General features: G+C 74.0%; 20 protein-coding genes and 1 pseudogene. 8 read left to right on the top strand and 13 right to left on the bottom strand.

The window, feature by feature from the left end; translation table 11 throughout:
* The first annotated feature begins 225 nt into the window (after window positions 1–225).
* Window positions 226–1,005 carry a polysaccharide deacetylase family protein gene (locus tag ACGFYU_RS06685; RefSeq protein WP_393826164.1) on the top strand — a complete coding sequence of 260 codons (780 nt, stop codon included), beginning with the start codon at window positions 226–228 and terminating at the stop codon, window positions 1,003–1,005.
* 27 nt (window positions 1,006–1,032) lie between these two features.
* Here the strand turns inward: ACGFYU_RS06685 and ACGFYU_RS06680 are convergent, their stop codons facing one another.
* Window positions 1,033–1,446: a hypothetical protein gene (locus tag ACGFYU_RS06680; RefSeq protein WP_393826163.1), complete on the bottom strand. Its 414-nt coding sequence runs from the start codon at window positions 1,444–1,446 to the stop codon at window positions 1,033–1,035.
* A 113-nt stretch (window positions 1,447–1,559) separates the two neighbouring features.
* Between ACGFYU_RS06680 and ACGFYU_RS06675 the strand changes: the two genes are divergently transcribed.
* Complete coding sequence (locus ACGFYU_RS06675; protein ID WP_393826162.1) at window positions 1,560–2,225, top strand: MSMEG_1061 family FMN-dependent PPOX-type flavoprotein; 666 nt, start codon at window positions 1,560–1,562, stop codon at window positions 2,223–2,225.
* A gap of 17 nt (window positions 2,226–2,242) precedes the next feature.
* Window positions 2,243–3,214: a TAXI family TRAP transporter solute-binding subunit gene (locus ACGFYU_RS06670; RefSeq protein WP_393826161.1), complete on the top strand. Its 972-nt coding sequence runs from the start codon at window positions 2,243–2,245 to the stop codon at window positions 3,212–3,214.
* On the opposite strand, the gene ACGFYU_RS06665 is transcribed toward ACGFYU_RS06670, so the two are convergent.
* The 4 genes from ACGFYU_RS06665 to ACGFYU_RS06650 all read right to left on the bottom strand — a co-directional run bounded on the left by ACGFYU_RS06665 (window position 3,193) and on the right by ACGFYU_RS06650 (window position 8,127).
* Window positions 3,193–4,635 (bottom strand): ATP-binding protein, encoded by a 1,443-nt coding sequence (locus tag ACGFYU_RS06665; protein WP_393826160.1) that lies wholly within the window; start codon window positions 4,633–4,635, stop codon window positions 3,193–3,195. The two genes, ACGFYU_RS06670 and ACGFYU_RS06665, sit on opposite strands and share 22 nt — an antisense overlap.
* On the bottom strand, window positions 4,632–5,360 hold the full coding sequence (locus tag ACGFYU_RS06660) for a response regulator transcription factor (protein ID WP_393826159.1): 729 nt from the start codon (window positions 5,358–5,360) through the stop codon (window positions 4,632–4,634). The genes ACGFYU_RS06665 and ACGFYU_RS06660 overlap by 4 nt, the downstream gene beginning before the upstream one ends.
* A gap of 71 nt (window positions 5,361–5,431) precedes the next feature.
* Window positions 5,432–6,808 carry an MFS transporter gene (locus tag ACGFYU_RS06655; protein ID WP_393826408.1) on the bottom strand — a complete coding sequence of 459 codons (1,377 nt, stop codon included), beginning with the start codon at window positions 6,806–6,808 and terminating at the stop codon, window positions 5,432–5,434.
* Window positions 6,757–8,127, bottom strand: a complete 1,371-nt coding sequence (locus ACGFYU_RS06650; RefSeq protein WP_393826158.1) for an MFS transporter — start codon at window positions 8,125–8,127, stop codon at window positions 6,757–6,759. The genes ACGFYU_RS06655 and ACGFYU_RS06650 overlap by 52 nt, the downstream gene beginning before the upstream one ends.
* A gap of 103 nt (window positions 8,128–8,230) precedes the next feature.
* On the opposite strand from ACGFYU_RS06650, the gene ACGFYU_RS06645 reads away from it, so the two are divergent.
* Window positions 8,231–9,244: an ArsR/SmtB family transcription factor gene (locus tag ACGFYU_RS06645; RefSeq protein ID WP_393826157.1), complete on the top strand. Its 1,014-nt coding sequence runs from the start codon at window positions 8,231–8,233 to the stop codon at window positions 9,242–9,244.
* Window positions 9,245–9,329: 85 nt separating this feature from the next.
* Here ACGFYU_RS06645 and ACGFYU_RS06640 read toward each other — a convergent pair whose 3' ends face one another.
* The 3 genes from ACGFYU_RS06640 to ACGFYU_RS06630 all read right to left on the bottom strand — a co-directional run bounded on the left by ACGFYU_RS06640 (window position 9,330) and on the right by ACGFYU_RS06630 (window position 12,459).
* On the bottom strand, window positions 9,330–10,259 hold the full coding sequence (locus ACGFYU_RS06640; protein WP_393826156.1) for an alpha/beta hydrolase: 930 nt from the start codon (window positions 10,257–10,259) through the stop codon (window positions 9,330–9,332).
* Window positions 10,260–10,341: 82 nt separating this feature from the next.
* On the bottom strand, window positions 10,342–10,521 hold the full coding sequence (locus ACGFYU_RS06635; RefSeq protein ID WP_393826155.1) for a DUF4345 domain-containing protein: 180 nt from the start codon (window positions 10,519–10,521) through the stop codon (window positions 10,342–10,344).
* Between the two features lie 72 nt (window positions 10,522–10,593).
* Complete coding sequence (locus tag ACGFYU_RS06630) at window positions 10,594–12,459, bottom strand: protein kinase (protein ID WP_393826154.1); 1,866 nt, start codon at window positions 12,457–12,459, stop codon at window positions 10,594–10,596.
* A gap of 220 nt (window positions 12,460–12,679) precedes the next feature.
* Between ACGFYU_RS06630 and ACGFYU_RS06625 the strand changes: the two genes are divergently transcribed.
* Window positions 12,680–13,306: a DinB family protein gene (locus ACGFYU_RS06625; RefSeq protein ID WP_393826153.1), complete on the top strand. Its 627-nt coding sequence runs from the start codon at window positions 12,680–12,682 to the stop codon at window positions 13,304–13,306.
* Between the two features lie 125 nt (window positions 13,307–13,431).
* On the top strand, window positions 13,432–14,766 hold the full coding sequence (locus tag ACGFYU_RS06620) for an LCP family protein (protein WP_393826152.1): 1,335 nt from the start codon (window positions 13,432–13,434) through the stop codon (window positions 14,764–14,766).
* On the opposite strand, the gene ACGFYU_RS06615 is transcribed toward ACGFYU_RS06620, so the two are convergent.
* Both ACGFYU_RS06615 and ACGFYU_RS06610 read right to left on the bottom strand, forming a co-directional pair.
* Window positions 14,741–15,751, bottom strand: coding sequence for a hypothetical protein (locus ACGFYU_RS06615; protein ID WP_393826151.1), 1,011 nt, complete (start codon window positions 15,749–15,751; stop codon window positions 14,741–14,743). The two genes, ACGFYU_RS06620 and ACGFYU_RS06615, sit on opposite strands and share 26 nt — an antisense overlap.
* Before the next feature lies 1 nt (window position 15,752).
* Window positions 15,753–16,178, bottom strand: a complete 426-nt coding sequence (locus tag ACGFYU_RS06610; protein WP_393826150.1) for a hypothetical protein — start codon at window positions 16,176–16,178, stop codon at window positions 15,753–15,755.
* A gap of 142 nt (window positions 16,179–16,320) precedes the next feature.
* Here ACGFYU_RS06610 and ACGFYU_RS06605 point away from each other — a divergent pair, with 142 nt between their 5' ends.
* Entirely contained in the window at window positions 16,321–20,763 is a 4,443-nt protein-coding gene (locus ACGFYU_RS06605; protein ID WP_393826149.1) for a CHAT domain-containing protein, read from the top strand.
* A gap of 23 nt (window positions 20,764–20,786) precedes the next feature.
* On the opposite strand, the pseudogene ACGFYU_RS06600 reads toward ACGFYU_RS06605, so the two are convergent.
* The 3 genes and pseudogenes from ACGFYU_RS06600 to ACGFYU_RS06590 all read right to left on the bottom strand — a co-directional run bounded on the left by ACGFYU_RS06600 (window position 20,787) and on the right by ACGFYU_RS06590 (window position 24,050).
* A pseudogene (locus ACGFYU_RS06600) lies at window positions 20,787–22,192 on the bottom strand (MATE family efflux transporter).
* A 4-nt stretch (window positions 22,193–22,196) separates the two neighbouring features.
* A complete protein-coding gene (locus ACGFYU_RS06595) occupies window positions 22,197–23,225 on the bottom strand; it encodes a cysteine synthase family protein (protein WP_393826148.1) in 1,029 nt (342 codons plus the stop codon).
* A gap of 36 nt (window positions 23,226–23,261) precedes the next feature.
* The gene (locus ACGFYU_RS06590) at window positions 23,262–24,050 is read right to left on the bottom strand and encodes a hypothetical protein (protein WP_393826147.1); all 789 of its coding nucleotides are present in this window, start codon (window positions 24,048–24,050) and stop codon (window positions 23,262–23,264) included.
* Here ACGFYU_RS06590 and ACGFYU_RS06585 point away from each other — a divergent pair.
* Window positions 24,030–24,296, top strand: a complete 267-nt coding sequence (locus ACGFYU_RS06585) for a hypothetical protein (protein WP_393826422.1) — start codon at window positions 24,030–24,032, stop codon at window positions 24,294–24,296. The two genes, ACGFYU_RS06590 and ACGFYU_RS06585, sit on opposite strands and share 21 nt — an antisense overlap.
* Window positions 24,297–24,431 lie beyond the last annotated feature (135 nt).

The raw sequence follows: 24,431 nt of genomic DNA, 5'->3' as shown, positions 1-24,431 counted from the left end.
TTGACGGCCGTCGGCGCCCGGCGGTCGGATGGCAGCCCATGAGCACAGGACAGACGCGGCCCGGCGCGCACGCCGTCGACACCGCTGAACGAGGGCCCCTGGGAGCGCTGTGCCGGGCGCGGGGCGTCACCCGACTGCGCGGCGCGGGTTGCGCGTGCCGCCCGGCACGCACGCGCATAGTCGGGGCGGGCCCGTGAGCGCGGTGCCGTGGCGGAGGGAGTGACGGTGACGGATGTCGGACGCCGTACGGTGATGGCGGCGCTGGTGGCCCTGGGCCTCACCCCCCGCGCCGGAGCCGTGGCGGCACCGCGGCGCCCCGCCGGGCGGCCGGTACCGTCCGGGACGAAGGACGGTCCGCGCCCGCCCGCATCGCTCCTCGGCACCGAGATCCGCCGACTGCCCACCACGGACAAGGCCATCGCGCTCACCTTCAACGCCGCGTGGGACGACAGCGGAATCGACACCGTCCTGGCCGAGCTACGGCGCCGGAAGCTGCCCGCCACCTTCTTCCCGACCGGCGAGTTCGCCGAGGCCCATCCCGCGGCGCTGCGGACGATCGCCGCCGAACACGGCCTCGGCAACCACTCCCACAGCCACCCCTATTTCGACGACCTCGACACCGAGGAGCGGGCCGAGGAGGTACGCCGCGCCGACGCGGCGATCCGTACGGCCTCCGGGGCCGAGCCCCTGCCGTTCTTCCGCTTCCCCTACAGCGCCACCAGCGAGGATTCCATCGCCGACGTCAACGACCTCGGCTACGCGGTCATCGAGTTCACCACCGACACCAACGGCTACCTCGGCCCGGACGGCGGCGTGACGGTGGACGTCGCCGTCCGGCGGGCCGTCGACGCCTTCGCCCCCGGCGCGATCATCCAGATGCACGTGGGCGGCGAGGGGGACGGCGTCGTCACCGATGCCGAAGCCCTGCCCCGGATCATCGACGCGGCCGAGTCGGCCGGCTACGGGATCACCGACCTCCGCCGGTTCCTGGGGCCGGCGCGGTGAACGGACAGGGGACGCCCACCGCACGGTTCACGGCATGTCGGGCGGCGGGCCGGAGAAGGCCGCGATCACGGTGAGGATGAAGAACGCGAGGGCCGGTAGGAGCAGGAAGACCCCGGCCGGGATGGGCCGTCCGCCGAACCGCTCCGCCCACTCCGTGTCCTCCGCACTGCCTCCGAGGTACCCCCGCGCCAGCGCCGCGACCCCCGCCGCCGTCTCCGGATCCGCCTCCGGCAGTTCCATCAGGGCCGCTGCGAGGGCATCGGCCCGATCCGGCGCGAAAGGTTCGCGTTCAAAGGCGAGCAGGTCCTCCCGCCGCTCGGTCGGCAGCCGTTCGAGGAGCAGCTCCCTCAGCCTGCGGGCAACCGGAGACGGAGCATCCGGATCCTCCGCCAGCAGGGCCACCACCTTGCGGGCCGTCTTGCCGTAGTCCCCGGACGCCATGGCCAACCCCCTCCGACCGCCCCCCCAAGACCCCCGGGCGGCCTCGCCACGTCAGTATCACCGCCCGACCGCCCCCTGAACCCCGCCGCGGCCGTCGTATAGATTGCGTGCACGTGACAGCCACCCCGCTGCCGAACGGCCGCATATTCGACGCCCTGCAGTCCACCGCCGTCCAGACCACGGCCGAGCTGCGCGCACTTTACGAGGACCCCAGCGAGCTGGTCCGCCGCAAGGCCGTGGACCGCATCCACGAGGTCGCCCGCGCCGTCATCGGACGCTCCTCGCTGGTCTTCGTCGCCACCGCCGGCGCCGACGGCAGCTGTGACGTGACCCCCCGGGGCGGTCCCGCCGGATTCGTCTCCGTCCTGGACGAGTTCACCCTCGCCATCCCCGACGCCACCGGCAACAAGCGGCTGGACAGCTCCCACAACATCGTCGAGACGGGCCGGGCCGGTCTGATCTTCGTCATCCCCGGCCGGGCGACGACCCTGCGCGTGAACGGCAAGGCGTGCGTCTCCAGCGACGCGCGCCTGCTGGAGCAGCTCCAGCCGGTCGGCAAGCCGCCGCGCAGCGCCATCGTCGTGGAGGTCGAGGAGGCCTACCAGCACTGCCCGAAGGCCCTCCTGCGGGGCAACGCCTGGAAGCCGGAGCGGTGGCTCGCCGAGGACGCCGTCCCGAGCTCCGCCGAGGTCACCCTCTCCCACCTGAACCTGCCCGGCCTGACACTGGAGCAGATCCGCGAGCAGGAGCGCGAATCGCTGCTCCGCCGCTACGAGTGACCGTGGCTGGCACGGGGGTGAGCCGCCGACGGGCGCTGGGCGCCGGACTCGGCGCCGTCGGCGCCGTCGGCGCGGCCGCCGCGGCGCTGGCCGGATGCTCGGCCGACTCCGGCCCGGTGTGGCGCCTGCGGCTGGCGACCGGCCCGGAGGGCGGCCCGTACAACGCCTTCGGGCAGGCCCTGGCGCAGGCCGTCGCCGCGAGCGGCCACCGGCTGGAGATCGTTCCGGTGAGCACCGCCGCCAGCGTGAACAACCTGCGGAAGCTGGCCGACGGCTCCGTCGAGCTGGCCCTGGCCATGGCGGACGTCGCCGAGGACGCGGTACTGGGCCGCGAGCCGTTCTCCCGGCCGGCCGCCGTGACGGCGCTGGCCCGGGTCTACGTGAACTACACGCACCTCCTCGCCCCGGCGGCCGGCCCGGTGCGGTCGACGACCGATCTCGCCGGCCGTCCGGTCGCGGCCGGCGCGGCCGGATCCGGCGTGCAGGTGGTCGCCGCACGGGTACTGCGGGCGGCCGGCCTCAGCGGCGGCCCCGCACCGGCGGACGAGCGCCAACTGGGCCTCGCCGCATCCGTACAGGCCCTGCGCGAGGGCACGGTCGACGCCCTGTTCTGGTCGGGCGGCGTGCCCACACCGGCGCTGTCCGGGCTGGCGGGCGAGCTGCCGCTGCGCTTCGTGCCACTGGACGGCTACGTCGGCGCGCTCCGCGAACGCCACGGCCCCGTCTACACGGCGGTCACCCTTCCGGCCGGGGTGTACGGGCTCACGGAGCCGGTGGGAACCATCGGGGTCGGCAACTACCTCCTGGCCCGGGACGACGTACCGGCCGGCGCCCTACGCGCGCTGCTCCAAGTGGTGTTCGACCGCTGGCGCGACCTGCTGCGGGGGGTGACGGCCGGTGCGCGCCTGGAGCCCCGCTTCGCCATCTCGACCGGAAAGGTGCCGCTCCATCCGGGCGCGGCCGCGTACTACCGGTCGGTGTACGGCTGAGCGCGCCCGTACGAGAGCGGCAGCCGGAGCTCGACGACCAGGCCGTGAGGGGAGTTGGCGGCGACGTCGAGCAGGCCGCCGCTGATCCGGGCGATCTCGTCGGCGATGGCCAGCCCCAGCCCGCTGCCGCGCACGTTCTGGTGCTCGGGGGAGCGCGCGAAACGCCGTAGCAGCAGCCCCAGTTGGTCCTCGCGTACGCCGGGACCGTCATCGGCGACCCGCACGACGGCCCACCCGTCCGCGCCGCGCCTGGCGCTCACCTCGACACGGCCGCCGCGCGGCACGAACTTGACGGCGTTGTCGAGGAGCGCGTCCAGGATCCGGCCCGCCGCGTCGGGCAGTGCGCGCACCCGCAGCTCGTGCTCCGCCGCGCCGGCCCCCGTCGGCTCCAGCTCCAGGCCGGCGTCGAGGAAGACCGGGGTCCAGGCCTTCACCCGCTCCCGCACCGCCCGCGACACGTCCTGCTCCTTCGGCTCCGCCGTGCCCGACTCCACCCGCGCCAGGGCCAGCAGGCCGTCGAGCAGCTCCTCCAGGCGCTCCGCCTCGTCCAGGGCCCGGGTGTGCTCGGCCCGGCCCGGTCCGGGGGCGACGTACGGCTCCACGTTCTCCAGCTGGAGCACCAGGGTGGCCAGCGGGTTGCGCAGCTGGTGGGAGGCGTCGGCGACGAAGTCGCGCTGGCGGCCGATGGAGTCGGACACGGCCTCCGCCATGGTGTTGAAGTGCTGCCGCAGATGGCGCAGTTCCGGCGGTCCGGTGCCGGAGACGGCCCGCGTCTGGAGGCTGCCGGCCGTCAGCCCCTCCACCGCCCGGTCCAGGTCGAGGAGCGGGCGCATCAGCCAGCGCGAGATCCCCGCCGCGACCAGGGCCGCCGCCGCGAAGGCGGCCAGCGCCCCGGCGGCGATGAGCGACCAGCGGACCGTCACGTCCCGGCGGGCGGCGTCGGTGGGTACGGCCATCAGGACGGCCCCGCTGACCCGCTCGTCCCGGCCCACCGGCTCGGCGAGCACCACGGTCGACGGGCCCCAGGGGCGCACGGTGGGCAGCCGGTCGGTGGAGCGGCCGGTGAGGGCCCGGCGGAGCGAGTCCGCTGCTTCGGAGGCGGTCTTCGAGGCGGTCTTCGAGGCGGGGTGGGCGTCGGGCCCCGTTCCGGCCCGCGCGACCGTCGTGCCCGCCGTGTCGACCACGACCACCCCGGCCCCGTACAGCTGGGCGTACCGGCCGATCTCGGCGGTCAGCTCCGACCGGTCCGCGTCGGTGCGCATCCGCTCGGCGAGATCGGCGAACCGTACGGCCTCCGAGCGCCGCTGGAGCAGCAGGTGCTCGGTCCGCCCCCGCGCGTACGCGTCGGCCAGCGGGAGGCAGAGCAGCAGCGCCGCGGCCCCCATGAGGACCATCAGCACGGCGAGGAGCCGGCGTCTCACGGGGCGCCGTCCCGGTCCTCGCGCGGGGCGGGGCAGCCCAGCTGGTAGCCGAACCCGCGGACGGTGCGCACCAGCCCGGAGCGCCCGGTCTTGGCGCGGATGCCCGCCACGTGGACGTCCAGGGAGCGGGAGGCGGCGAGGAAGGCGTCACCCCAGATCCGGTCCAGGATCTCCTCGCGGGAATGCACCTCGTCCGGGCGGGCGGCCAGAAAGGCGAGGACGTCGAACTCGCGGCGGGTCAACCGGACTTCGTCGCCCGCCACGGTGACCGTACGGCCCGCCAGATCGACCTCGACGTCCCCGGTGCGTACGGGAGTCCGCTGGCCGGGTTCGGAGGGGGCGGCGCCGGACCGGCCGGACGGCGTGTCCGTCCGGCCTGTCCGGCGCCGTACGGAATCGATACGGGCCATCAACTCGGCCATCCGGAACGGCTTGACGACGTAGTCGTCGGCGCCGGCCCGCAGCCCCTGCACGATGTCGCGCTCCTCGCAGCGCGCGGTCACCACGATCAGCGGCGCGTCACAGACGGTCCGCAGCCGCCGCAGCAGCTCGATCCCGTCCAGGTCGGGCAGGCCCAGATCCAGCAGGACGAACTCGGCCTCGCGGACGTACCGCAGGGCGTCCAGGGCCCGGGCCACCCGGCGGACGGTGTGCCCGCGCTGGGCGAGGGCGGTACTGAGCGCCTGGGCCATGCGGTCGTCGTCCTCGACGAGAAGCGCGTGCACCGGCAGCCTCCTCGCGACCTGACCCTCAACCTGAACCCGACCCGTACCGAGGGACAGGTTACCGGCGCGGATCAGCGCGCGGCCGGGGAGGCGGCCGCAGCCGGCCGGCCCTCGCCGGTGGCGGCGTCGGCGTCGGCGTCGGCCTCCGCGCGGCTGAGCGCGGCGTTGCGGGTGTCCGGCATCAGGACGTAGGTGACGAGGGAGACCAGCGCGCACCCGGAGACGTACCAGAAGAACATCCGCTCGTGGCCGCTGTCCTTGAACCACAGCGCCACGTACTCCGCCGTGCCCCCGAAGAGCGCGTTGGCGATCGCGTACGGCAGCGCCACGCCCAGGGCCCGCACACGGGTCGGGAACAGCTCGGCCTTGACCGCCGCGTTGATCGAGGTGTAGCCGGTGACGATCACCAGGGCCAGCAGGGACAGCCCCAGCGCGGACCAGTACGAGGAGGCCGACCCGAGGGCGGTCATGATCGGATACGTCCCGACGGTGCAGCCCACGGCGAAGGTGATCAGCAGGGGACGCCGCCCGATCCGGTCGGACAGCATTCCGGCGAAGGGCTGGAGCACGGCGAAGAGGGCGAGGGCGGTGAAGCTGACGAGTGTCGCCGTCGTCTTCGCCATGCCCGCGCTGCCGACCAGGTACTTGGTGAGGTACGTGGTGTACGTGTAGTAGGCCACGGTGCCGCCGAGGGTGAGCGCCATGACCAGGCCGGCCTGCCGCCGGTGCTCCCACAGGGCCTTCAGCGTGCCGCGCGTGCCGTCGTCGTGGGCGTCCTCGCCCGAGGACTGCTCCTTGAACGCGTCGGTCTCCTGCAGCCTCCGCCGCAGCCAGAAGACGACCACCGCGAACAGCGCGCCGAAGACGAAGGGGATGCGCCAGCCCCAGCTGCTCAACTGGGCGGTGCTGAGCGTGTGCTGGAGCGTGATCAGGATGCCGAGGCCGAGCAGCTGGCCGCAGGTCATCGACACGTACTGGAACGACGAGCCCAGTCCGCGCCGGTCGCGGGCCGACGCCTCGGTGAGGTAGGTGGCGCTGGCCGCGTACTCGCCGCCGATGCTCAACCCCTGGAGGAGCCGCGCGAGGAGCAGTACGAGGGCGCCGAAGTAGCCGGCCTGTCCGTAGGTCGGGGCGACGGCGATCAGCAGGGCGGCGACCGACATCATGGTGACGGTCAGCGTGAGCGCGCTCTTGCGGCCGTGCCGGTCGGCGGCGCGGCCGAGGATCCATCCGCCGACGGGGCGCATCAGGAAGCCGACCGCGAAGATCCCCGCCGTGTTCATCAGCTGCGTGGTCGGGTTGTCGCCGGGGAAGAAGGAGTCGGCGAAGTAGATCGCGAAGCTGGCGTAGACGAACCAGTCGTACCATTCGACGAGATTGCCGAGCGACCCGCCGATCAGGGCGAGACGGCGCTTCTTTCGCTCGTCCCCGGGTGGCGTTTCGGGCATGACGACGGACGAGGACATGGCGGCTCCAGACGGAAATCCCTGATGCGAGAGGAGTACTTCCCCAGCCCCCCGCGCTGGGGAAGTCCCCCAGAGCATGCGTGCGCCGCCACGGACGGACAAGGTCGGGCAGCCAGATCTAACGTTCCGCTAAGGAAAGGCCGGTGGCGCGGGAACAGGTGGCGGACCAGAGCGGCCGCCGCGAGCAGGGCGATCAGCGCGCACACCGCCGGCCAGCCGAACGCCGTGTGGGCGCGGACGCCGAGCCAGGATCCGGCGGTTCCGCCCAGGTACGCGCAGGTCATGTAGGCGGTGTTGAGCCGGCTGCGGGCGTCCGGGCGCAGGGCGTAGACCCGCGCCTGGTTGGCGACCATGCCCGACTGCATGGCGACGTCCAGCAGCAGGGTGCCCGCGGTCAGCGCCGCCAGGCCCACCGCACCGCCGACGCCGCCCACCACGAGGACCGCGGCCGAGGCGAGGATCCCGAGCAGCGAAACCAAGTTCACCGGGCCCGGCCCGTGGCGGTCCACCAGGCGCCCGGCGAGCGGGGTGCACAGCATGGTGGCCCCGCCGACGAGGGCCAGCAGCCCGATGGCCTCGGCCCCCAGCCGGTATGCCGGGCCGGTCAACAGGAGGGCCAGGCTGGTCCAGGCGGCAGAGAACCCGCCGAAGGCGGCGGCCTGGTAGAGGCAGGAGCGGCGCAGCTCGGGCTCGGAACGCAGCAGGCGCAGCGGTTCGGTCAGGAAGCGGGCGTACGGTTCGCGGGCGGCGGCCGGGGTGGCGGCCGGCACCGCGTACGCCATGACCACCGCCAGGACGAGGGCCACGACCGAGGCCACCAGGTAGGGGGCGCGCCAGCCCAGCCATTCGCCGAGCGTCCCGCTGAACGTACGGGCCAGCAGCATGCCCCCGGTGGATCCGCTCAGCAGCGTGCCGATCGCCAGGCCCCGGCGGTCGGGCGCCACCAGGCCGGCCACCATCGGGCCGATGATCTGTGCGGCCACCGTGGTCAGCCCGACCAGGGCGCTCGCGGCGACCAGCGGCGGCAGGGAGGGGGCGCAGCCCGCGCCCAGCAGGGCCAGCGAGGTCAGGGAGAGCATGACGACCAGGAGCGAGCGGTGCCGGATCCGGTCGCCGAGCGGCACCAGCAGGACCATCCCGGCGGTGTAGCCGATCTGCGTGGCGGTCACCACCAGGGCGGCCGCGTCGGCCGGGACGTCCAGCCCGGTGGCGATCAGGGGGCCGATGGCCTGCGGGAAGTAGAGGTTGCCCACGGCGACCGCGCAGGTCACGGCGAGGATCGACACCAGTCGGCGGCTCATCCGGACACCTCAGGGGGGAGGTCCGGAAAAGGAGTTGGGGAAGTCATGGAGAGAAGTCCACGGCACCGGCCACACCCTGCCAATTGATGTAGCGTATGGCTTAATGATCAGCTTCGAGCTCGGTGTCGAGGACCTCGCGCACACGCGCTTCGCCCTCTCGCCCCTGGGCGAGACCATGCTGAGCCTGCGGGTGCTGCGCGATCCGGGCCTGTCCGCGCTGCACCTGCCGTGGCGCAGGTCCGTGCTGGCCCGGCTCGGCGGTCTGGACACCGGCCTGTTGATGTCCCTGGTGGCGGACCGGCTCACCCTCCCGGACTTCCTGACCCCCCGGCCGCCGTCCTTCGAGCCCGCCTTCGAGGAGGAACTGGCCGTCGTCCGCCGCTCCCCGCCCGACCTGGTACGCCGGGATCTGCTGGCCGCGCACGCACCGGATACGCTCCCCGAGCCCCTGCGCGCGGCGACCGCCGCGGGGGCCGCGCCCGTCACCGCGCTCCGCGACAGCCTCTGCGAACTCCTGTACCGGTACTGGGAGATCGCCGTCCAGCCGGTCTGGCCGCAGATCCGGCTGGTGGCCGAGGCCGACATGACCTACCGGGCACGGCAACTGGCCCGGGGCGGCACCCGGCTGCTCTTCGCCGACATCCACCCCCGGGTGACCTGGGAGGACGACGGCTCCCGGGGGGTCCTGCGCATCCACCGGACCATCGGCACCTTCCACGCGAAGGCCTCCGGCCGGGGGCTGCTGCTCGTGCCCTCCGTGTTCGCCCACAAGCCCGCGCCGCCGGTCGGCCCGGAGGAACCGCCCCACGTGCTCTACCCGAGCCGCGGCGTGGCGACGCTCTGGGGCCCGGAACCCTCCCCGGACGCCTCCGACCCGAAGGGCGCGTCGGCCCTCGTTCCGCTCCTCGGTGCCCCCAGGGCCCGGCTGCTGGGCCTGCTCGCGGAACCCCTGGCCACGATCGAACTCGCCCGCCGCCTACGGGTCACCCCCAGCGCCGTCTCCCAACACCTGCGCGTCCTGTACGCCGCCGGCCTGGTCACCCGCGCCCGCCAGGGCCGCCAGGTCCTGTACCGCCGCAGCCCCCTCGGCGACCAGCTGGCCGCCGGCCGCCCGTAGCGATTCCCAGGAAGCGGCCGCAGCCGTCCGCTCGGCCTCGCAGGCCCGGCAGGCCCTCATGGCGGTGGCCGGCCCGGCGTAGGCGCTAGCCGCGCAGCAGGGCGCCGAATTCGGCGATCATCTCGGTCACCGCGGCGTCGGCCGCGCTCGATCTGCTGTCGAAGCCGAGGAAGCCGTGGATCAGCCCGGGGTAGAGGTGCTGGTGCACCCGGACACCGGCGGCGGCCAGGGCCTCCGCGTACGCCAGCCCCTCGTCGCGCAGCGGGTCGCAGTCGCCGCAGCCGATGACAGCCGGTGCGAGGCCCGCGTGGTCGGTGGCGAGCAGCGGGGAGACCGGGACGCGCCCGCCGGCCGCGGAGTCCTCGCCGAGGTACATGGCGATGTCCCGTTCGACCTCGGCCGTGGTCAGCAGGTTCCCGGTGGCGTTCTCCGCGAGCGAGGCGTGCGCGCGGCCGGGGCTGAGGTCGGTGGCCGGGTAGGCCAGCAACTGGGCGGCCAGCGGCCGCCCTTCGTCGCGGAAGGCCAGCGCCACCCCGGCGGCCAGGTTCCCGCCCGCGCTGTCGCCCGCCAGTCCCAGCACCCCGCCGCCGAAGTCGCCGAGGTGGTCCTCGACGTGGGTGGCCACGGACGCGCAGTCGTCGAACGCGGCCGGGAAGGGGAACTCGGGCGCCAGCCGGTAGCCGACGCTCACGACGACGGCCCCGAGATCCCGGCACAGCCGCCTGCACACCCCGTCGTGCGTGTCCAGGTCCCCGACGACGAACCCGCCGCCGTGGAAGAAGACCACGGTGGGCGCCGGGCCTTCCGCGTGCGGCCGGTACACCCGTACCGGGACCCCCACCAGCCGCTGGTCGGCGACCGAGCCGACGTCGAGGGGCGGGCTGGGCGCGACGGCCAGCGACAGGGCTCGGTTCCCCGCCCGCATCTCCGCCACCGACTGGGGTTCGGAGGGCTCAGGCCCGGCCACCCCGAACTCCGCCAGCAACGCCGCGATCTCTGGGTCCATGGTCGGCATGCCCCCAGCATGCCGAGCGAACCGCCCGGCCCCAAGGCCCCCACCCCGGCCGGCCGCCGGATTCACCGCATTGGCAGCGGCTTCAGGCCGGGCCCGGGGCCTCGGTCCGGGCCGCCCGGTGGGCCTTCTCATCGGCGTCCGCGGGCCGGAAGTACAGCGGCGGAATGACCAGTTCGACGACGGTCAGCGCGACCTGGAACCCGTGCGGCCACCCGTGCACGGCACGCGACAGGAGCCGCCCGGCGGCCCCCGGCGGGAACACTCCGGCCGGCCACCGGACCGCACTCGCCCATCGAACAGGGCGCGGCGGAGTGGCCGGTGGCCGTCCCGACGGTCAGGCCTGCCTGGTCCAGCGCTGCGAGGCCTCCCCGCCGCACGTCTTCGTGATCAGGCCGCTGGCCATGCCCAGGTCGAGGCAGCCGCCGCCGTAGTCGCTGCGGAGGCTGCCGCCCGAGCCCGTACGCCACAGCCGGCCGACGTCCTGGGCGCAGTCGCCCACGAAGACGGCCTGGCCGAGGCCGTTGGAGTACAGGCACTGGTGCGTCTGCTGGTTGACGAGCTTGAAGCTGCCGTCCGACGCGCTCTGTACGGTCCAGCGCGCGGTCGGGTCCCCGCAGTCGCGGTAGTCCGAGGCGCCGTAGACCTGGACGATGCACTTGCCGTTGTTGCCGTTGCTGTAGCGGTACGTGCCCGAGGCGGGCGGAGTGGTGGGGGGCTTGGGGGCCGTGGACGTTCCGCTGCCGCCGGAGGGGCCCGTGCCGCCCGCGCCGCTCGGGGTGCCGGCGCCCGTGCCGGTACCGGTACCGGTACCTGTGCTCGTACCCGGTCCGGTACCGGTGCCCGGCCCGGTCCCGGCGCCTCCGGCGGCCGGGGCGCCGCCCGGCCCGCCCTGACCCTGGTTCGCGGCGTTCTCCTCCGGCTTGCCCTGGATCGGCGATTCCCCCGGCGACGCCGCCCCCGAAGGGCTGCCGCCCGCCGTGGACGGCGCCGGGGCGCCGCCCGGTGCCGCGACCGAGGCGGACGGGCCGGCCTGCCCCTTCGCCTGCGGCGAAGAGGCGTACGGCAGGTGCTGGATCGCGAGTGTCGTGCCACCCGCGACCACGACGACGGGGACGACGGCGAGGAAGATACGGGCACGGCGGCTGCGTCCCGGCCGCTCGGCCGGTGCCGTACGGAGCCCGGCCTCGGGCGCAGGCCCGGGCTCGGGGTCCTTCTCCGGAGCCGGCGCCGGAGCCGATGCCGCCTTCCCGCCGGTCAGGGGGAGCGTCGAGTCGTCGATCTCCTGTACGTCCGCGGCGAAAGCGGCCCGTTCGGACAGCCGCTCGGTGATGGCCGCCGGCCACGGCGCGCCGCTGGCCGGGCCGTACCGCGAGGCGCGTTCGAGGAGTTCGGCGGCGGTCGGCCGGCCTTCGGGGTCCTTGTCGAGGCAGGACGCGACGACCTCGGCCAGGTCCGGGTCCAGCTCCCGCAAGGGTTCCAGGTCGGGCTCCTCGTGGACGATGCGGTACAGCACACCGTGCCCCGACTCGTCGCCGAAGGGCGGCTGCCCGCACGCCGCGTACGCGAGCACGGAGCCCAGCGCGAACACGTCCGTGGCGCCGCTCAACCGCCGCCTGCCCGAGGCCTGTTCGGGCGCCATGTAGGCGGGCGTGCCCACGACCATGCCGGTCCGCGTCAACTGGCTCTGCTCGGCGGCCCGCGCGACACCGAAGTCGATGAGGGTCAGCCCGTCGAGGGTCAGCATGACGTTGGACGGCTTCAGGTCGCGGTGCACCATGTCCAGCGCGTGTACGGGGGCCAGGCCCGCCGCCGCCCTGCTCAGCAGCAGCCACAGGGCCTGCGCGGGCAGGGGGCCGCCGTGCAGCTCGACGGCTTCGCGCAGCGTGAGCCCGGGGATGTACGCGGTGGCGAACCACGGGGGCCGCGCGGTGCGGTCGCTGGCAAGCAGCGGAGCGGTGGCCTCCGCGGGCAGCCGGGAGAGGTTGTCGAGTTCGTGCCCGAAACGGCGCACGAAGTCCGCGTCCTCACCGACGACGGAGGACAGCAGCTGCTTGACGGCGACGTACCGGCCCTCGTGGACCCCGAGGTACACCCGCCCCATGCCGCCGGCCCCGAGCCGGCCCGCCAGCGGGATCGACCCGATCCGGCGCGGATCCTCCGCCTCCAGCGGCTCGGCTCCGCTCCCCGTCAGCTCTAACACGTCAGCCCCGTTTGAATTGGAATCAGTTTCTAGAAATCTACCCGATCACGAAGAGGCGGCCCAGGGGGTGCCCGGCAACTACCGCTCCGGGAGCGGGGCTTGTCCCGGCGGAAAATGAGAGGAGGGGAACCGGCGGTTGTGACAGGCTGGCGGGCCGACCATGGGGGTCGGAGGTCCCTCCTCCGCACGCCCACCCGTCCGTCATGCCATGGGAGCGTCAGTGACAGCGCCGCGTCTGGCCCCGCTGCTGCAGCAGTTCGACTTCGCGCGTGAGCGCCTGACCGCCCGTATGACGGGTCCGGTGATGGACAGCGGCGACGGCACGGACACGGCGGTCGGCGGTGCGATGACCGACGAGGAGTACTTCTGGGAGCCGGTGCCCGACTGCTGGTCGGTCCGGCGGCGGGCGGAGGGGCCGGGCCCCCGCGCGACCCTCCTGGCCGGCGCCCCCGCCGGCGACTGGGGACGGGACACCGCGTCCTACCCGCACCCCTGGCCGCCGCCCGTCACCACCATCGCGTGGCGACTGAGCCACCTGAGCGAGATGTTGTCCCTGCGCGCAGAACACACGGCCGGCGGCCACGCCCTCACCCGGGACGACTATCCGATCAGCGGGGACGCGGCCGGTGCGGTCGCCGCCTTCGAAGCCGCCGCCACCGCCTGGCGGAAGGCGCTCTCGGGCGTCGACGACACCGCGCTCGACACCGTCGGCTTCTGCACCTATCCCCACGGCGGTGACCCGGACGAGCCGTTCATCGAGATCGTGTGGTGGGTGAACCAGGAAGTCCTGCACCACGGAGCCGAGATCGCCCTGTTGCGCGACCTGTACCGGGCGCGGCGACCCTGACCTCCTTCGTGAGGGTGTTCCTCCGAACCGAACGGGACGCGCGCCCGCGTGTCCGGGCCGTCCGCCGGTGACCGCCGCAATATCGTCTGGACTCCTCACCGACCTCACCCGTGTCAGGAGCCCTCATGCGTCGCCTCCTGGTCGCCTCCGCCCTGCTCGCGGGGCTCACCGCCGGTTCGCAGCTGTGGGCCCACCCGGGGACCGCCGCGAGGGAATTGCTCGCGGGGGCCCCGTCCCACTCCCGTGGCACCAACATCCTCCTCGTGGGCATCGACAGCCGCGCGGGCCTGTCCAGGGAGGAGATCAACCGCCTCCACGTCGGCGGCAAGGGCTGCAACTGCACGGACGTCATGATGCTGGTGCACCTGTCCGCCGACGCGCGACGGGCGAGCGTCGTGTCCATCCCCAGGGACTCCTACACCGAGTACGCCCCCCACGGACACCCCCGCCACCTCGGCAAGATCAACGGGGCCTTCGCGGACGGCGGCGGCCCCTTGACCGTGCGCACCGTCGAGCAGGCCACCGGCCTGCACGTCGACCACTACCTCCAGACCGACTTCAGCGGCTTCGAGAGCACGGTCAACCGCCTCGGCGGAGCGAAGGTCTGCACCGACAGGACGCTGACCGACGAGAACTCGGGCCTGGACCTCGCACCGGGTACCCACCAGCTCGACGGCCGCGTGGCCCTGCGCTACGCCCGCGCCCGGCACGTCGCCCCGTACTCCGGCGACCTCGGGCGGGTCCGGCGCCAGCAGCGCCTGGTCGTGGAGATGCTGTCGCGCCTCACCGCGGAGAAGGCGTTCGCCGGCCCGTCCGCGGCGCTGCACACCGCCCGTACCGTCCTGCAGTCCGTCACCACCGACAAGAACACCCACCTCGGCGACCTCGTCCGCATCGGACTGATCCTGGGCCGGCTCTCCGCCCGCCAGACCGAGTTCATGACGGTGCCCATCTCCGACTTCGACCACCGGGTGCCGAACGTCGGATCCACCCTCGTGTGGGAGAAGGACCGCTCGCGGGCCCTGTGGGACGCCCTGCGCAACGACCGCCCGTTCACCGGCGACTCCCGCATCCAGCCGCCCGGCGAGGCCTTCGTCGCACAGGCCCCCTCCTCGATGCAGGCCAGGGTCGACGACGCCGAGGTCGCGGCGGCCCTGCGCCGCAACGGCTTCGTCGTCCAGACCGTCGCCGTCGCACCGGGCACGCCCCCGCCCGCCGGCCCGACCGTCATCACCCACGACCCCCTCTACGAGCGCCAGGCCCTCTCCCTGGCCGCGGCGCTCCCCGGAGCGGTCCTGAGATCCGTCGAGGGCCACGGCAGCACCCTCGACGTCGCGGTGGGCGACCGGGGCCGCCGCGTCGTCACCGTCACGCACGACCGCAGCTCGGTCGAGGGGGCAGCGGTCACCGGATCCCGCCTCACCTGCGACTTCCTCATGAAGAAGCCGACGGCCCGGTAGCCGGAGGCCTCGCCCCCAGGAGGACCGGAGGGTGGGCCTGGGCGATGCAGGTGAGGCGCCAGCCCGTGTCGTGGTCGAGGGGGCCGGCGGTCGGCTGGACACCCAGCGTGCGGGCCAGCTCCGGGCCGTGCAGCACGACGGTGGCCTCCAGGAGGAGGACGTAGGCCGCTGTCGCCGCCCTCGTGCGGTGCCGGGCCGTGAGGAGGACGGCGGCGCCGAGGAGCAGGCCGGGCCACCAGAGCACCGCGGTCGCGGCGTAGAGGACGCCCCAGCCCGCCAGGGCGAAGCCGCGGTCCAGGGCGTCGTGCGCGGCGCGGACCTCGGCTCGGGTGCTGTCCGGGAGCGAGAGCCACAACACCGGCCAGACGGCGGCCAGATCCAGCGCGTACCGCTCGCGCAGCCGCGCCGCGAGCGCGTGGAACCGGTCGCCCGTCCACGACGGGCGGTCGGGACACGCGGCGGAGACGCGCTCGCGGCGCTGTCGGGCCGCGCTCAGCGGTGAGGGGGCCGGGTCCGGTGTGGGCCCCGCGGACGGTCCGCCGGCCACCGCTCGGCGGCGTACGGCGGCCCGCACGGCGAGGTCGCGTTCCCGCAGGTACTCCGCGTCTTCGGCGTTCCAACGCCTCCGACGCCGTTCGGTGAGGGCCGCCGCGATGTGCCGGGCCGGGGGGAGCCACTCGCGCCAATCGGCAGCCAGGACCAAGCGGGTCAGACCCGCGCCCACCGCCCTGGCCGCCAGCCCGCCGGCCGCCGCGGCCAGGAGCAGGGCGCCCAGCAGCAGGGCGAGGGAGCCGGCCCGCGGCCGGACCCCCGGTGCCGGCCAGTCGTGGACCCGCTCCACGAGGTGGCGGACGTCGAGCGCATGGTCGTACCCGAGGGTGTTCGCCGCGAGAACGACTCCGACGAACAGGATCCCGGGGAGCAGCAGGAGCGACAGCCAGCGTTCGGCGAGCTTGCCGCCGAAGGCGCCGAGAAGACCCTCCACGTCAGAGCTCCACCGGCTGGAGCGGCACGTCGTCCATCGCGCACCGCGGCACCGCCGTCGCCGTCGAATCCGGGATCCAGGAGTGGGAACAGCGCGCCGACGGGCAGAGGAAGACGATCTCCGCCCGGTGCCCCGCACCGAGGCCCGGGACGTTCGGGGGCCCCGCGGGCGCCCCGGCCGCAGCGGGGAGGTCGCGCCGGCCGAAGACCCCGCGTGCGTCGCCCGCCTCGAGCAGCGCGGTGTCCACCAGGTCGAGGGCGTCGCCCACACCAGTCCCCGTGCGGACCGCCTCCAGCAGGCGCGCCATCGGGTCGCCGGGCCAGTCCCGCAAGAGCATCCGCAGCGAGTCCAGATGGGTGCAGACGTACGACAAGGCCTCCTGTACGGCTTCGACTTCGGATCCGGCCGCGGCGCGTTCGCCCGTCATCCTCGTCCTCTCCGGAGCTGGTCCGGTCGACCGCCGCGCGTGGCTATCCGTGTCCCCGGCCCGTTCATTAGCATCACGTTGCATGGCTTCCCCGCGGGAGGAACCGCGACACCGGTTCCAAAGGCTGCGTACACGACTGGAGTTGATCGCCTCCGGGGGTGACATCAGACGGTCGCTGAAGTTCCGCTCCGCCGAGCTGCGGGCCCTGGCCCGGACCCTCACCGACGGGGCGGACTCCATCGAGTCCCGGGAACTGCTCGGCCGGATCCACTGGTACCGGAGCCTCGCACTCACGCACGCGGGCCGGCGCCACCTCGTGGAGCTCGGCACGCCCCCGACCGCCGAGGCCCGCCGCGAACTGCAGTCCGCCGTCGCGTACGTGCTCCCCGCCGTCCTGGGCGGCCGCGACATCCCGGAGAAGCCCCTCGCCCTGCTGGCCGCCGATGCCGCGATCGACCTCGTCCTCGCCCACCAGAGCCGACTCGGCGCGGACCCGGCGGCAGGCCGCCCCGACGAGTACAGGTTCCTCTGCACGACGTGGGCGAACATCCTGCGCGTGCTGCCGGACGGGCACATCGAACGCCCGGTGTGCCGGATGAACCTGGGGCGGGCCGCCCAACGGGCGTACGAGCTGGACGGGAAGCCCGCCGATCTCGACACCGCCGTCGACGCCTTCGAGGCGGCGGCGGCCGAACTGCCGCCCGGCGACCCCGACGCGCTCACGGCCCGGGTCCTCCTCGGCTCCTGCCTGCGCGACCGCTTCGCGGCCCGCAGGCACGCGCCGGACCTCGACCGCGCGGTCGAGGTGGCCCGGCAGGCGGCAGCGGCGCCCTGGACCGCCGGCCGCAGCAGCCGGATCCTCGACCTGACGGCCGCGCTCGGCACGCGGGCAGGGGCCGGCGGCGGCCGTGCCGAGGACCTCGACGAGTCGGTGACCCTGCTGGAAGGCGTCCTCGACGCGGTGGACGCACTCGATCCGGATCGCCTCCCCGCCCTGGCATCCCTGTGCGCGTGCCTGCGCATGCGCTACGAGCGCACCGGGACGCCGTCCGACCTGGACCGGGCGGTCCGCGCGGGGCGTGAGGCCGTGGACTGCGCCGCGGACGGCGAACCCTGGCTGCCCGCGCGCCTGTACAACCTCTCCATCACCCTGCGCCTCAGGTACGAGAGGTCCGGCCCCGGCGCGGACGGGGACCTCCAGGACGCCGCGGCCGCCGTCGGCCGTTGTGTCGACCTCACGGCCTCCGGGCACCGCGACCGCGTGCCGTACCTCCTGGAGGCGAACCTCGTGGGGGAAGCCGCCTTCGCCGCGTTCGACAGCGACGCCGCCCTGGACTTCCAGATCCGCGTGAGGCGGCTGCTCGTTGCGGAAAACCCGCTGGAGGGACCGCAGCGGGCCTCCCTACGCAGGGAACTCGCCTCGTGGCTGCGACAACGGTTCGAACGCTCGGGTGAGCGGACGGACCTGGACGAGGCCATCGAGGCCTACCGCGCGTGCGTGAGCGAGGCGGGTCCCGAGCACCCGGAGGGCGCACTGATGCGGGCCAATCTCTCCACCGCGTTGTGGCGCCGCTTCGAGCGCGCGGCCCTTCCCGACGACATCGACGCCGCCGTCCAGGCCGCCCAGTCGGCCTACGACGCCACGCCGTGGACGGACGAGGACAAGCGGGAGGAGCGACTGTCGCGCCTCTTCACGGTGACGGTCCTCCAGGTGCAGCGGCGCGCTTTCGACACGGGCGGGTTCGGCGACATCGCCGTAGTGGGCCGGGAGCACGGGGAGTTGCTCCGCCATCTGACGAGGGACATGGGATACGGATCGGCACAGGCCCCCGAGTCCACGGCGCCCGCCTACAGTTCGTACCTGCCCGAAGCGCCCGCGGACGAGGTGGAGCCCCTGCGCCTGGCTCTGTCCGCGGCGGCCGGCAGCGGATCGCACGCCGTGGCGCGGGCGCGCATCGCGCTCGCCGACGCGCTGACCTGGCGGTACGAACACACGCGGGCGGCCGACGACCTGGACGAGGCCATTGAGCTGTACGGGGCGGCGGAACACCCCGAGCGTCTCGGGCTTGCGCTCCGCCGACGCGCCGAGGACGGCCGGGGCAGCCGGCCGGGCGACTGGGAAGCCGCGATCACGGCCCTGCGAGCGGCGATGGAAGGATTCCCGGCACCGGGACCCGCGAGGGCGTGGGCCGTGTCCAGGCTGGCCACGACCCTCCGCTCGTACTTCGACCGGTCGGGCGTGGAAGCCGCTCTGGACGAGGCGATCGCCCTGTCCCGGCAGGCGGTGACCGAGGCCCCGGACGATCCCACGCTGTGGGCCAACCTCAGCAACGCCCACCACACGCGCTACGCCCGGCACCACGATCCGGGAGACCTCGACGCGGCCGTCACGGCGGCGAGGACCGCGGTGGCCTGCGGCGCGGAGAACTCTCCCGGCTGGATCACGTGCCGGGTCAGCCTCGGCACCGCACTGTTCGACCGCTACCGGCTCCACGGGAGCCGGGCGGCGCTCGACGAGGCCATCGAGGCGCTGGGACGGCCGGTCCATCCCGACGTGGTGATGCGCGGCGTCCAGCAGCACAGCCTCTCGAACGCGCTCCGGAGCCGTTACCTCCTCACGGCCGACCCGTCCGACCTCGACGGCGCCATCGACGCGGCCGAACGCTCCACCGGGGGACTGCGCTGGGGAGCCCCCAACGGCGCGGGCCCCTTCGCGAATTTCGCGTCACTGGTCCTCGCCCGCTCGCAGGATGCCGAGGATCCCGACCCGAACGACGTGGTGACCGCCCGCTTCGCCGCCGACATGGCGGTGGCGATCGCTCCGCCGGGCAGCCCGGACCGGGCCTACGCCCTGCTGGTCCTGGGGCAGTGCACCGAGGCCTCACGGGCGCAGGCCCCGGAGGCCGGGGCGGAAGCGGTGGCCTCCTACACGGAGGCCGCCGCGATCGAGGCCGCCCCCGTCGCCACGCGCATCGCGGCCGCCCGCCGCGCCGCCGCCCTCCTGGCCGAGGACGACCCGTACGAGGCGGCCGAAGTGCTGGGCCGGGCCGTCACGCTCCTGCCCGTGGCCGCGTCCCGGCGCCTGACCATCGCCGACCGGCAGCGCGTCCTTCGGGACTACGGGAACCTGGCCAGCGACGCGGCCGGGCTGCGCCTCAACTCCGGCCGAGGGACGACGGGGAGCAGCGTGCTCGAAGCCGCGCTCCAAGTGCTGGAGACCGGGCGCGCGGTGATGCTCGGGCAGTTCCTGGACACCCGTGGGGATCTCGGTGACCTGGAGGCGCGCTTCCCGGAGCTGGCCCTGCGCTTCGTACGGGTACGCGATCTGCTCGACGCCGGCGTGGCCGGGGCTCCCGACGGGCGCCAGTCGGTGGCCGCCGAATTCGCGGAGCTCCTCGGCGAGATCCGCGGCAAGGACGGCTTCGCCGCCTTCATGCGGCCACCCGCGGTGGAGGACCTGCTCCGGGCCGGGGACGCCGGTCCGGTCGTGGTCTGCAACGTCAGCCGGTTCGGCGGCGACGCGCTCGCCGTCCATGACGGCGGCATCACGCGCATCCCGCTGCCCGGCGCCGATCTCCCGGAGGTCGCGGGGCAGGTCAACGCCTTCCACGCGGCCCTGGCCGTCGCGGACTCGCCCCAGGTGGGCCCCGACGCCCGTATCCGGGCCCAGGCGACGATCCGCGGGATCCTGGAGTGGCTGTGGGACACGGTGGCAGGACCGGTGCTGAACGCCCTGCCGCCGACCGCCGAAGCCTCCGGGGAGCTCCCGCGGCTCTGGTGGGTGCCGGGCGGCCTCCTCGGTCTGCTGCCCCTGCACGCCGCCGGCCGCCACGGCGAGGGGAGGTCCGGGGCCGGGGACTTGCCCCCGACCGTCATGGACCGCGTGGTGTCCTCCTACTCGCCGACGCTCCGGGCACTCGTCCACGCCCGCCGCCCGGTCCCCGTCGTGCGGGCGCCCGCCTCGCTCATCGTGTCCATGCCGCACACGCCCGACGCGAACCCGCTGCCGTACGCCGAGGACGAAGCGCTGCGCGTGCACCGGCTGCTGCCCCGCCCCGAGCTGCTCCTGAACCGCACCCCACAGGGCGGGCCGGCGCACGGCGAGCCCACCCTGGAGCGGGTCCGGAGCGGGCTGGGCCGCTCCACCCTCGCCCACTTCGCCTGCCACGGCGCCGCCGTCATGGAGGACCCGGCCCAGAGCCGGCTGCTGCTCCTGGACCACCGGACCACGCCGTTCACCGTCACCGAGCTGACCGGGATGCGCGTCGGCGATCCGGACCTCGCCTACCTCTCGGCCTGCGCGACGGCGTTCAACGGCGACGTCCAGCTGATCGACGAGGCCATCCACCTCGCCGCCGGCTTCCAGATCGCGGGGTTCCGGAACGTGGTGGCCACCCAGTGGAAGATCGGGGACCGCATGGCGTCCCGGGTCGCCGAGTCCTTCTACCGGGCCCTCGGGCCGACGGGAACCCGCCTGCCCGAGGGCGACGCGGCGCGCGCCCTCCACCGGGTCACGCGCGAGCTCCGCGACAGGTTTCCCCGTACCCCGTCACTCTGGGGCGCGTACCTGCACTTCGGCTGCTGAGGGCGGAGGACCTCGGCACCTCGTCAGGCGGCCGCGGTGAGGGCCCGCTCGTGCCGGGTCAGGGAACGGGAGTAGCGGCGCAGGAGGAGGACGGCGGTGGTGGCGAGGCCGGTGAGGAGGCCGAGCCAGATGCCGAGGGTGTCGAGGTTCAGGGCGTAGGCGAGCAGCCAGGAGGCGGGCAGTCCGACGGCCCAGTAGCCGATCAGGGTGATGCGGAAACCGCCCTTGGTGTCGTCGAGGCCGTGCAGCAGCCCGACGCCGATGTTCTGGGCGCAGTCGAAGAACTGGAGGAAGGCGGTGACGACCAGGAGGTGGGCGGCGATGGTGAGGGCCTGGCCGGACCCCGAGCCGGAGTCGATGAAGGGGGCGAGGACCAGCCGGGGGACGGTGAGGTAGAGGAGTCCGACGACGGTCATGACGGCGGCGGCGCAGGCGAGGGCGGTGTTCTTGAGGCGGCGGGCGTCATCGTGGCGGCCGAGGGCGAGTTCGCGGCTGACGTTGATCGAGGCCGCGTGGGAGAGGCCGACGGCGACCTGGAAGACGATGTAGACGAGCTGGTCACGGCCGTGTGCGCGGCGAGGGCGTCGGGGCCGAAGGAGCCGGCCATGAGGGCGGTGAGGGAGAAGAAGCCCGCCTCCGAGCCGTAGGTGGCGGCGATGGGGACTCCGAGGCCGACGAGGCGTTTGACGGTGGCCGCGTCGGCCTTGGTGATGTCGAGGGTGAGGAACGGGGCCAGCTGCTCGTCCCTCTTCGCGCAGACGTAGAGGGCGAGGAAGGACAGCAGGTACACGGTGGAGGTCGCGATGCCGACGCCGGTGAGACCGAGGCTGGGCAGGCCGAAGGTGCCGTGGATCAGTATCCAGTTGAGGCCCGCGTTGACCGCCACGGAGGCGATGGTGATCCGCAGGAGGGCCTGGGGGCGGCGCATGCCGACGGTGAACTGGCGGACGGCCTGGAACCAGAGGCAGGGCAGCAGTCCGGGGGCCAGTGCGAAGAGCATGGTCCGGGTGAGGTCGACGACCCGGGCGTCCTGGCCGAGCCCGGTGAGGGCCCGGCCGATGAGGATCATCAGCAGGGCCCCGGCCGTCCCGGCGAGGGTGGCGACGGCCAGGGCGGCGCGGACTATGCCGCGGACCTCCTCGCGCGCCGTCTCTTCTCCGGGGCCGTCGTCGTCCGCGGCTGCCCGCTCGGCGCGGGCGGCCGCGGCGGCCGTCCGGTTGCCGACGGAGGTGACCAGGCCGACGCCCATGGTGCGGAGCTGGTTGAAGATGACGATGGCCAGGCCGCCGGCGGCGAGTTCGGTGGTGCCGAGGAGCCCCATCATCACCGTGTCGGTGGTGGTCAGGGCCACCTGGGCGAGCTGGGTGAGGATCAGTGGCATCGCGAGGACGCCGAGGGCGCGGCTGTCGCGGAGGAGGGTCTTCAGCATGGGGTCATCGGTTCCCGCGCAGTTTGGTGAGCAGCTCGTCGATGTTCCGCTCGGCCTCGGCGTCGAGGAGACCGCGGTCCCGCATCCACTCGTCGTTGAAGACGGTGTCCATGTACTTCTCCCCGCCGTCGTTGACGAGGGCGACCATGGTGGTGCCCGGCGGCAGGGCGGGCAGCCGGGTCAGGGCCTCGTGGACGACTCCGCCGGCGGAGCCCCCGATGAGGAGCCCGGTACGGGCGACCGCACGGCAGGTGGCGAAGGCCTCCACGTCACCGACCTTGACGCCTTCGTCGATGAGGTCGAAGTCGACGAGGGCGCCGATCTCGGCGCCCTCGGGTGTGCCCGTGCCGGACTGGTGGTAGTCGTGGGCGGGCCCGCCGAAGGCGATGGAGCCCTTGGGCTCGACTCCTATGACGGTGAAGCCCGACACGAGCCTGCTCAGCTCCCTGCCGGTGCCGCAGAGGGCTCCGCCGGTGCCGACGGCGCCGATGAGCACGTCGATCTTCCCGTCGAGGGCCTCGTGGAGTTCGTGCGCGACGGGGAAGTAGCCCACGTCGTTGGCGGGGTTGTTGTGCTGCTCGGTGAAGACCGTGTTGTCCCGGCCGTGGGCCATGTCCTCGGCGAGTTCCTCGCGGGCGGCGGTGGCGAGCTCCGCCGTGCCGTCGTCGACGACGTAGACCAGCTCGGTGCCCAGTGCCTGCATCCCGCGGAGCTTGTCCGCGCAGGCGTGGTGGTCGACGACGGCGGTGAAGGTGTAGCCGCGTTCGGCGGCGATGACGGCGAGCCCGAGGCCGGTGTTTCCGGAGGTCGATTCGACGATCCGGCCGCCGGGGCGCAGCTCGCCGGCCGCCTCGGCGGCGTCGATCATGGCCCGGGCCATACGGATCTTCGCGGTGCCGGTGGGGTTGTACATCTCCAGCTTCAGCAGCAGCCGGCTTCCGGTCTCGGTGGCGGCGAGTTCCAGGAGGGGGGTGCGGCCGATGAGATCGGATACGCGGGAGACCACGGCGGGGCGCTGAAGGGCTCCGGACATCGGTAACTCCAGACGGGTGGGGGAGCGGCGGGTGCGTCAGGTGAAGTGGCGGTCCATGCGCCAGCGCGGGCGCGGCCGGTCGGTGTGGTCGACGACGATCTTGGGCGGGATGGCCAGGTCGTGGAAGGGGGACTCGTTGGAGTCCATCTGGTAGCCGGCGGTGTTCGGGTAGACGAGCAGGTCACCGGTGCGCGGCCGGCGTCGGAACGGGATCTTCCGCCAGGTCGGCATGTCCGATTCCAGGCAGGTGGCCGCCCCGACGCTCGCCGGGAACGTGCCCTCCTCGGCGTCGCGGTCCCGGGGGACCAGGACCGGGTCGGGCAGGTACTCGCTGTTGAACCACTGCTCGGACAGGCTCAGGCTCGTACCGTCCACGGTCAGGATCCGGTACCCGTCGCGCTCCTTGACCCCCTGGATCCGGAAGACCGTGGCACCGGCCTGGTGGAGCAGGGCCCTGCCGGGCTCCAGCAGCAGGGTGACGCCCGCGTCCCCGAGGACCGAGGACAGGGGCGCCCCGTGGCCTTCGGGCCGGGTGGTCAGGAGCGCGGCCAGGGCGTCGGCGCCCGCGGCGGGGGAGTAGTACGGGTAGAAGTCCCCGGTGTGGAACGTCCTGCCCGCGTGGTAATGGCCGCTGTTCTGCGCGGCGAGGAAGCCGTGCCAGCTGTCGGCGTCGGTGTAGCTGATGGGCAGGCCGCCGCCGATGCTGATCCGCGAGGCCTCCAGCCCCTGGACGCGGGCCGTGAGACACCGGTCGACGAGGCGGGCCGCGAGGTCGGCCCGCGGCTGGAGGGCGTAGCCCGACAGGTGGAAGCTGAACCCCTCCATCCGGACCGTGTCACCGGCCCGGACGCACCGTTCCGTCGCGGTGGCCAGCTCCGCCTCGGCGAGCCCGAAACGGCTGTGCGGCTGGGCGGCGGGCAGGACCCGCAGCAACAGATCGAGTACGAGCGCTCGGGCTACCTCCTGTGGGGCATGGCCGACGGCATCGACCTGGCCGCCGCCAAGGTCAAGGGCCTTCCCACGCTGCCCGGTTACGGCCGGGTCCAGCTCGAGAACGTGTGGCTGGCTTGAGGCGCACCACCCGCGAGCCCGCCGTGGGCGCCCCCCCCCCCCCCCGGGGGGGGCCGGCCCCCCCCCCCCCCCCCCCCCCCCCGCCAACACCCCCCCCCCCCCCCCCCCCCGCCCCCACGCAGAGCGGGCCCCGAA

This window comes from Streptomyces sp. NPDC048337 (assembly GCF_043201175.1).
Taxonomy (GTDB): domain Bacteria; phylum Actinomycetota; class Actinomycetes; order Streptomycetales; family Streptomycetaceae; genus Streptomyces.
Note: the sequence above shows the minus strand (reverse complement) of the source record. Positions and strands in the feature narration are given on the sequence as shown.

What these genes read in the sequence shown, in the direction of transcription:
- ACGFYU_RS06680 (WP_393826163.1), bottom strand. Translation starts at nt 1,446, where the DNA reads ATGGCGTCCGGGGACTACGGCAAGACGGCCCGCAAGGTGGTGGCCCTG.
- ACGFYU_RS06655 (WP_393826408.1), bottom strand. Translation starts at nt 6,808, where the DNA reads ATGCCCGAAACGCCACCCGGGGACGAGCGAAAGAAGCGCCGTCTCGCC.
- ACGFYU_RS06650 (WP_393826158.1), bottom strand. Translation starts at nt 8,127, where the DNA reads ATGAGCCGCCGACTGGTGTCGATCCTCGCCGTGACCTGCGCGGTCGCC.
- ACGFYU_RS06645 (WP_393826157.1), top strand. Translation starts at nt 8,231, where the DNA reads ATGATCAGCTTCGAGCTCGGTGTCGAGGACCTCGCGCACACGCGCTTC.
- ACGFYU_RS06640 (WP_393826156.1), bottom strand. Translation starts at nt 10,259, where the DNA reads ATGCCGACCATGGACCCAGAGATCGCGGCGTTGCTGGCGGAGTTCGGG.
- ACGFYU_RS06620 (WP_393826152.1), top strand. Translation starts at nt 13,432, where the DNA reads ATGCGTCGCCTCCTGGTCGCCTCCGCCCTGCTCGCGGGGCTCACCGCC.
- ACGFYU_RS06610 (WP_393826150.1), bottom strand. Translation starts at nt 16,178, where the DNA reads ATGACGGGCGAACGCGCCGCGGCCGGATCCGAAGTCGAAGCCGTACAG.
- ACGFYU_RS06595 (WP_393826148.1), bottom strand. Translation starts at nt 23,225, where the DNA reads ATGTCCGGAGCCCTTCAGCGCCCCGCCGTGGTCTCCCGCGTATCCGAT.
- ACGFYU_RS06590 (WP_393826147.1), bottom strand. Translation starts at nt 24,050, where the DNA reads ATGGAGGGGTTCAGCTTCCACCTGTCGGGCTACGCCCTCCAGCCGCGG.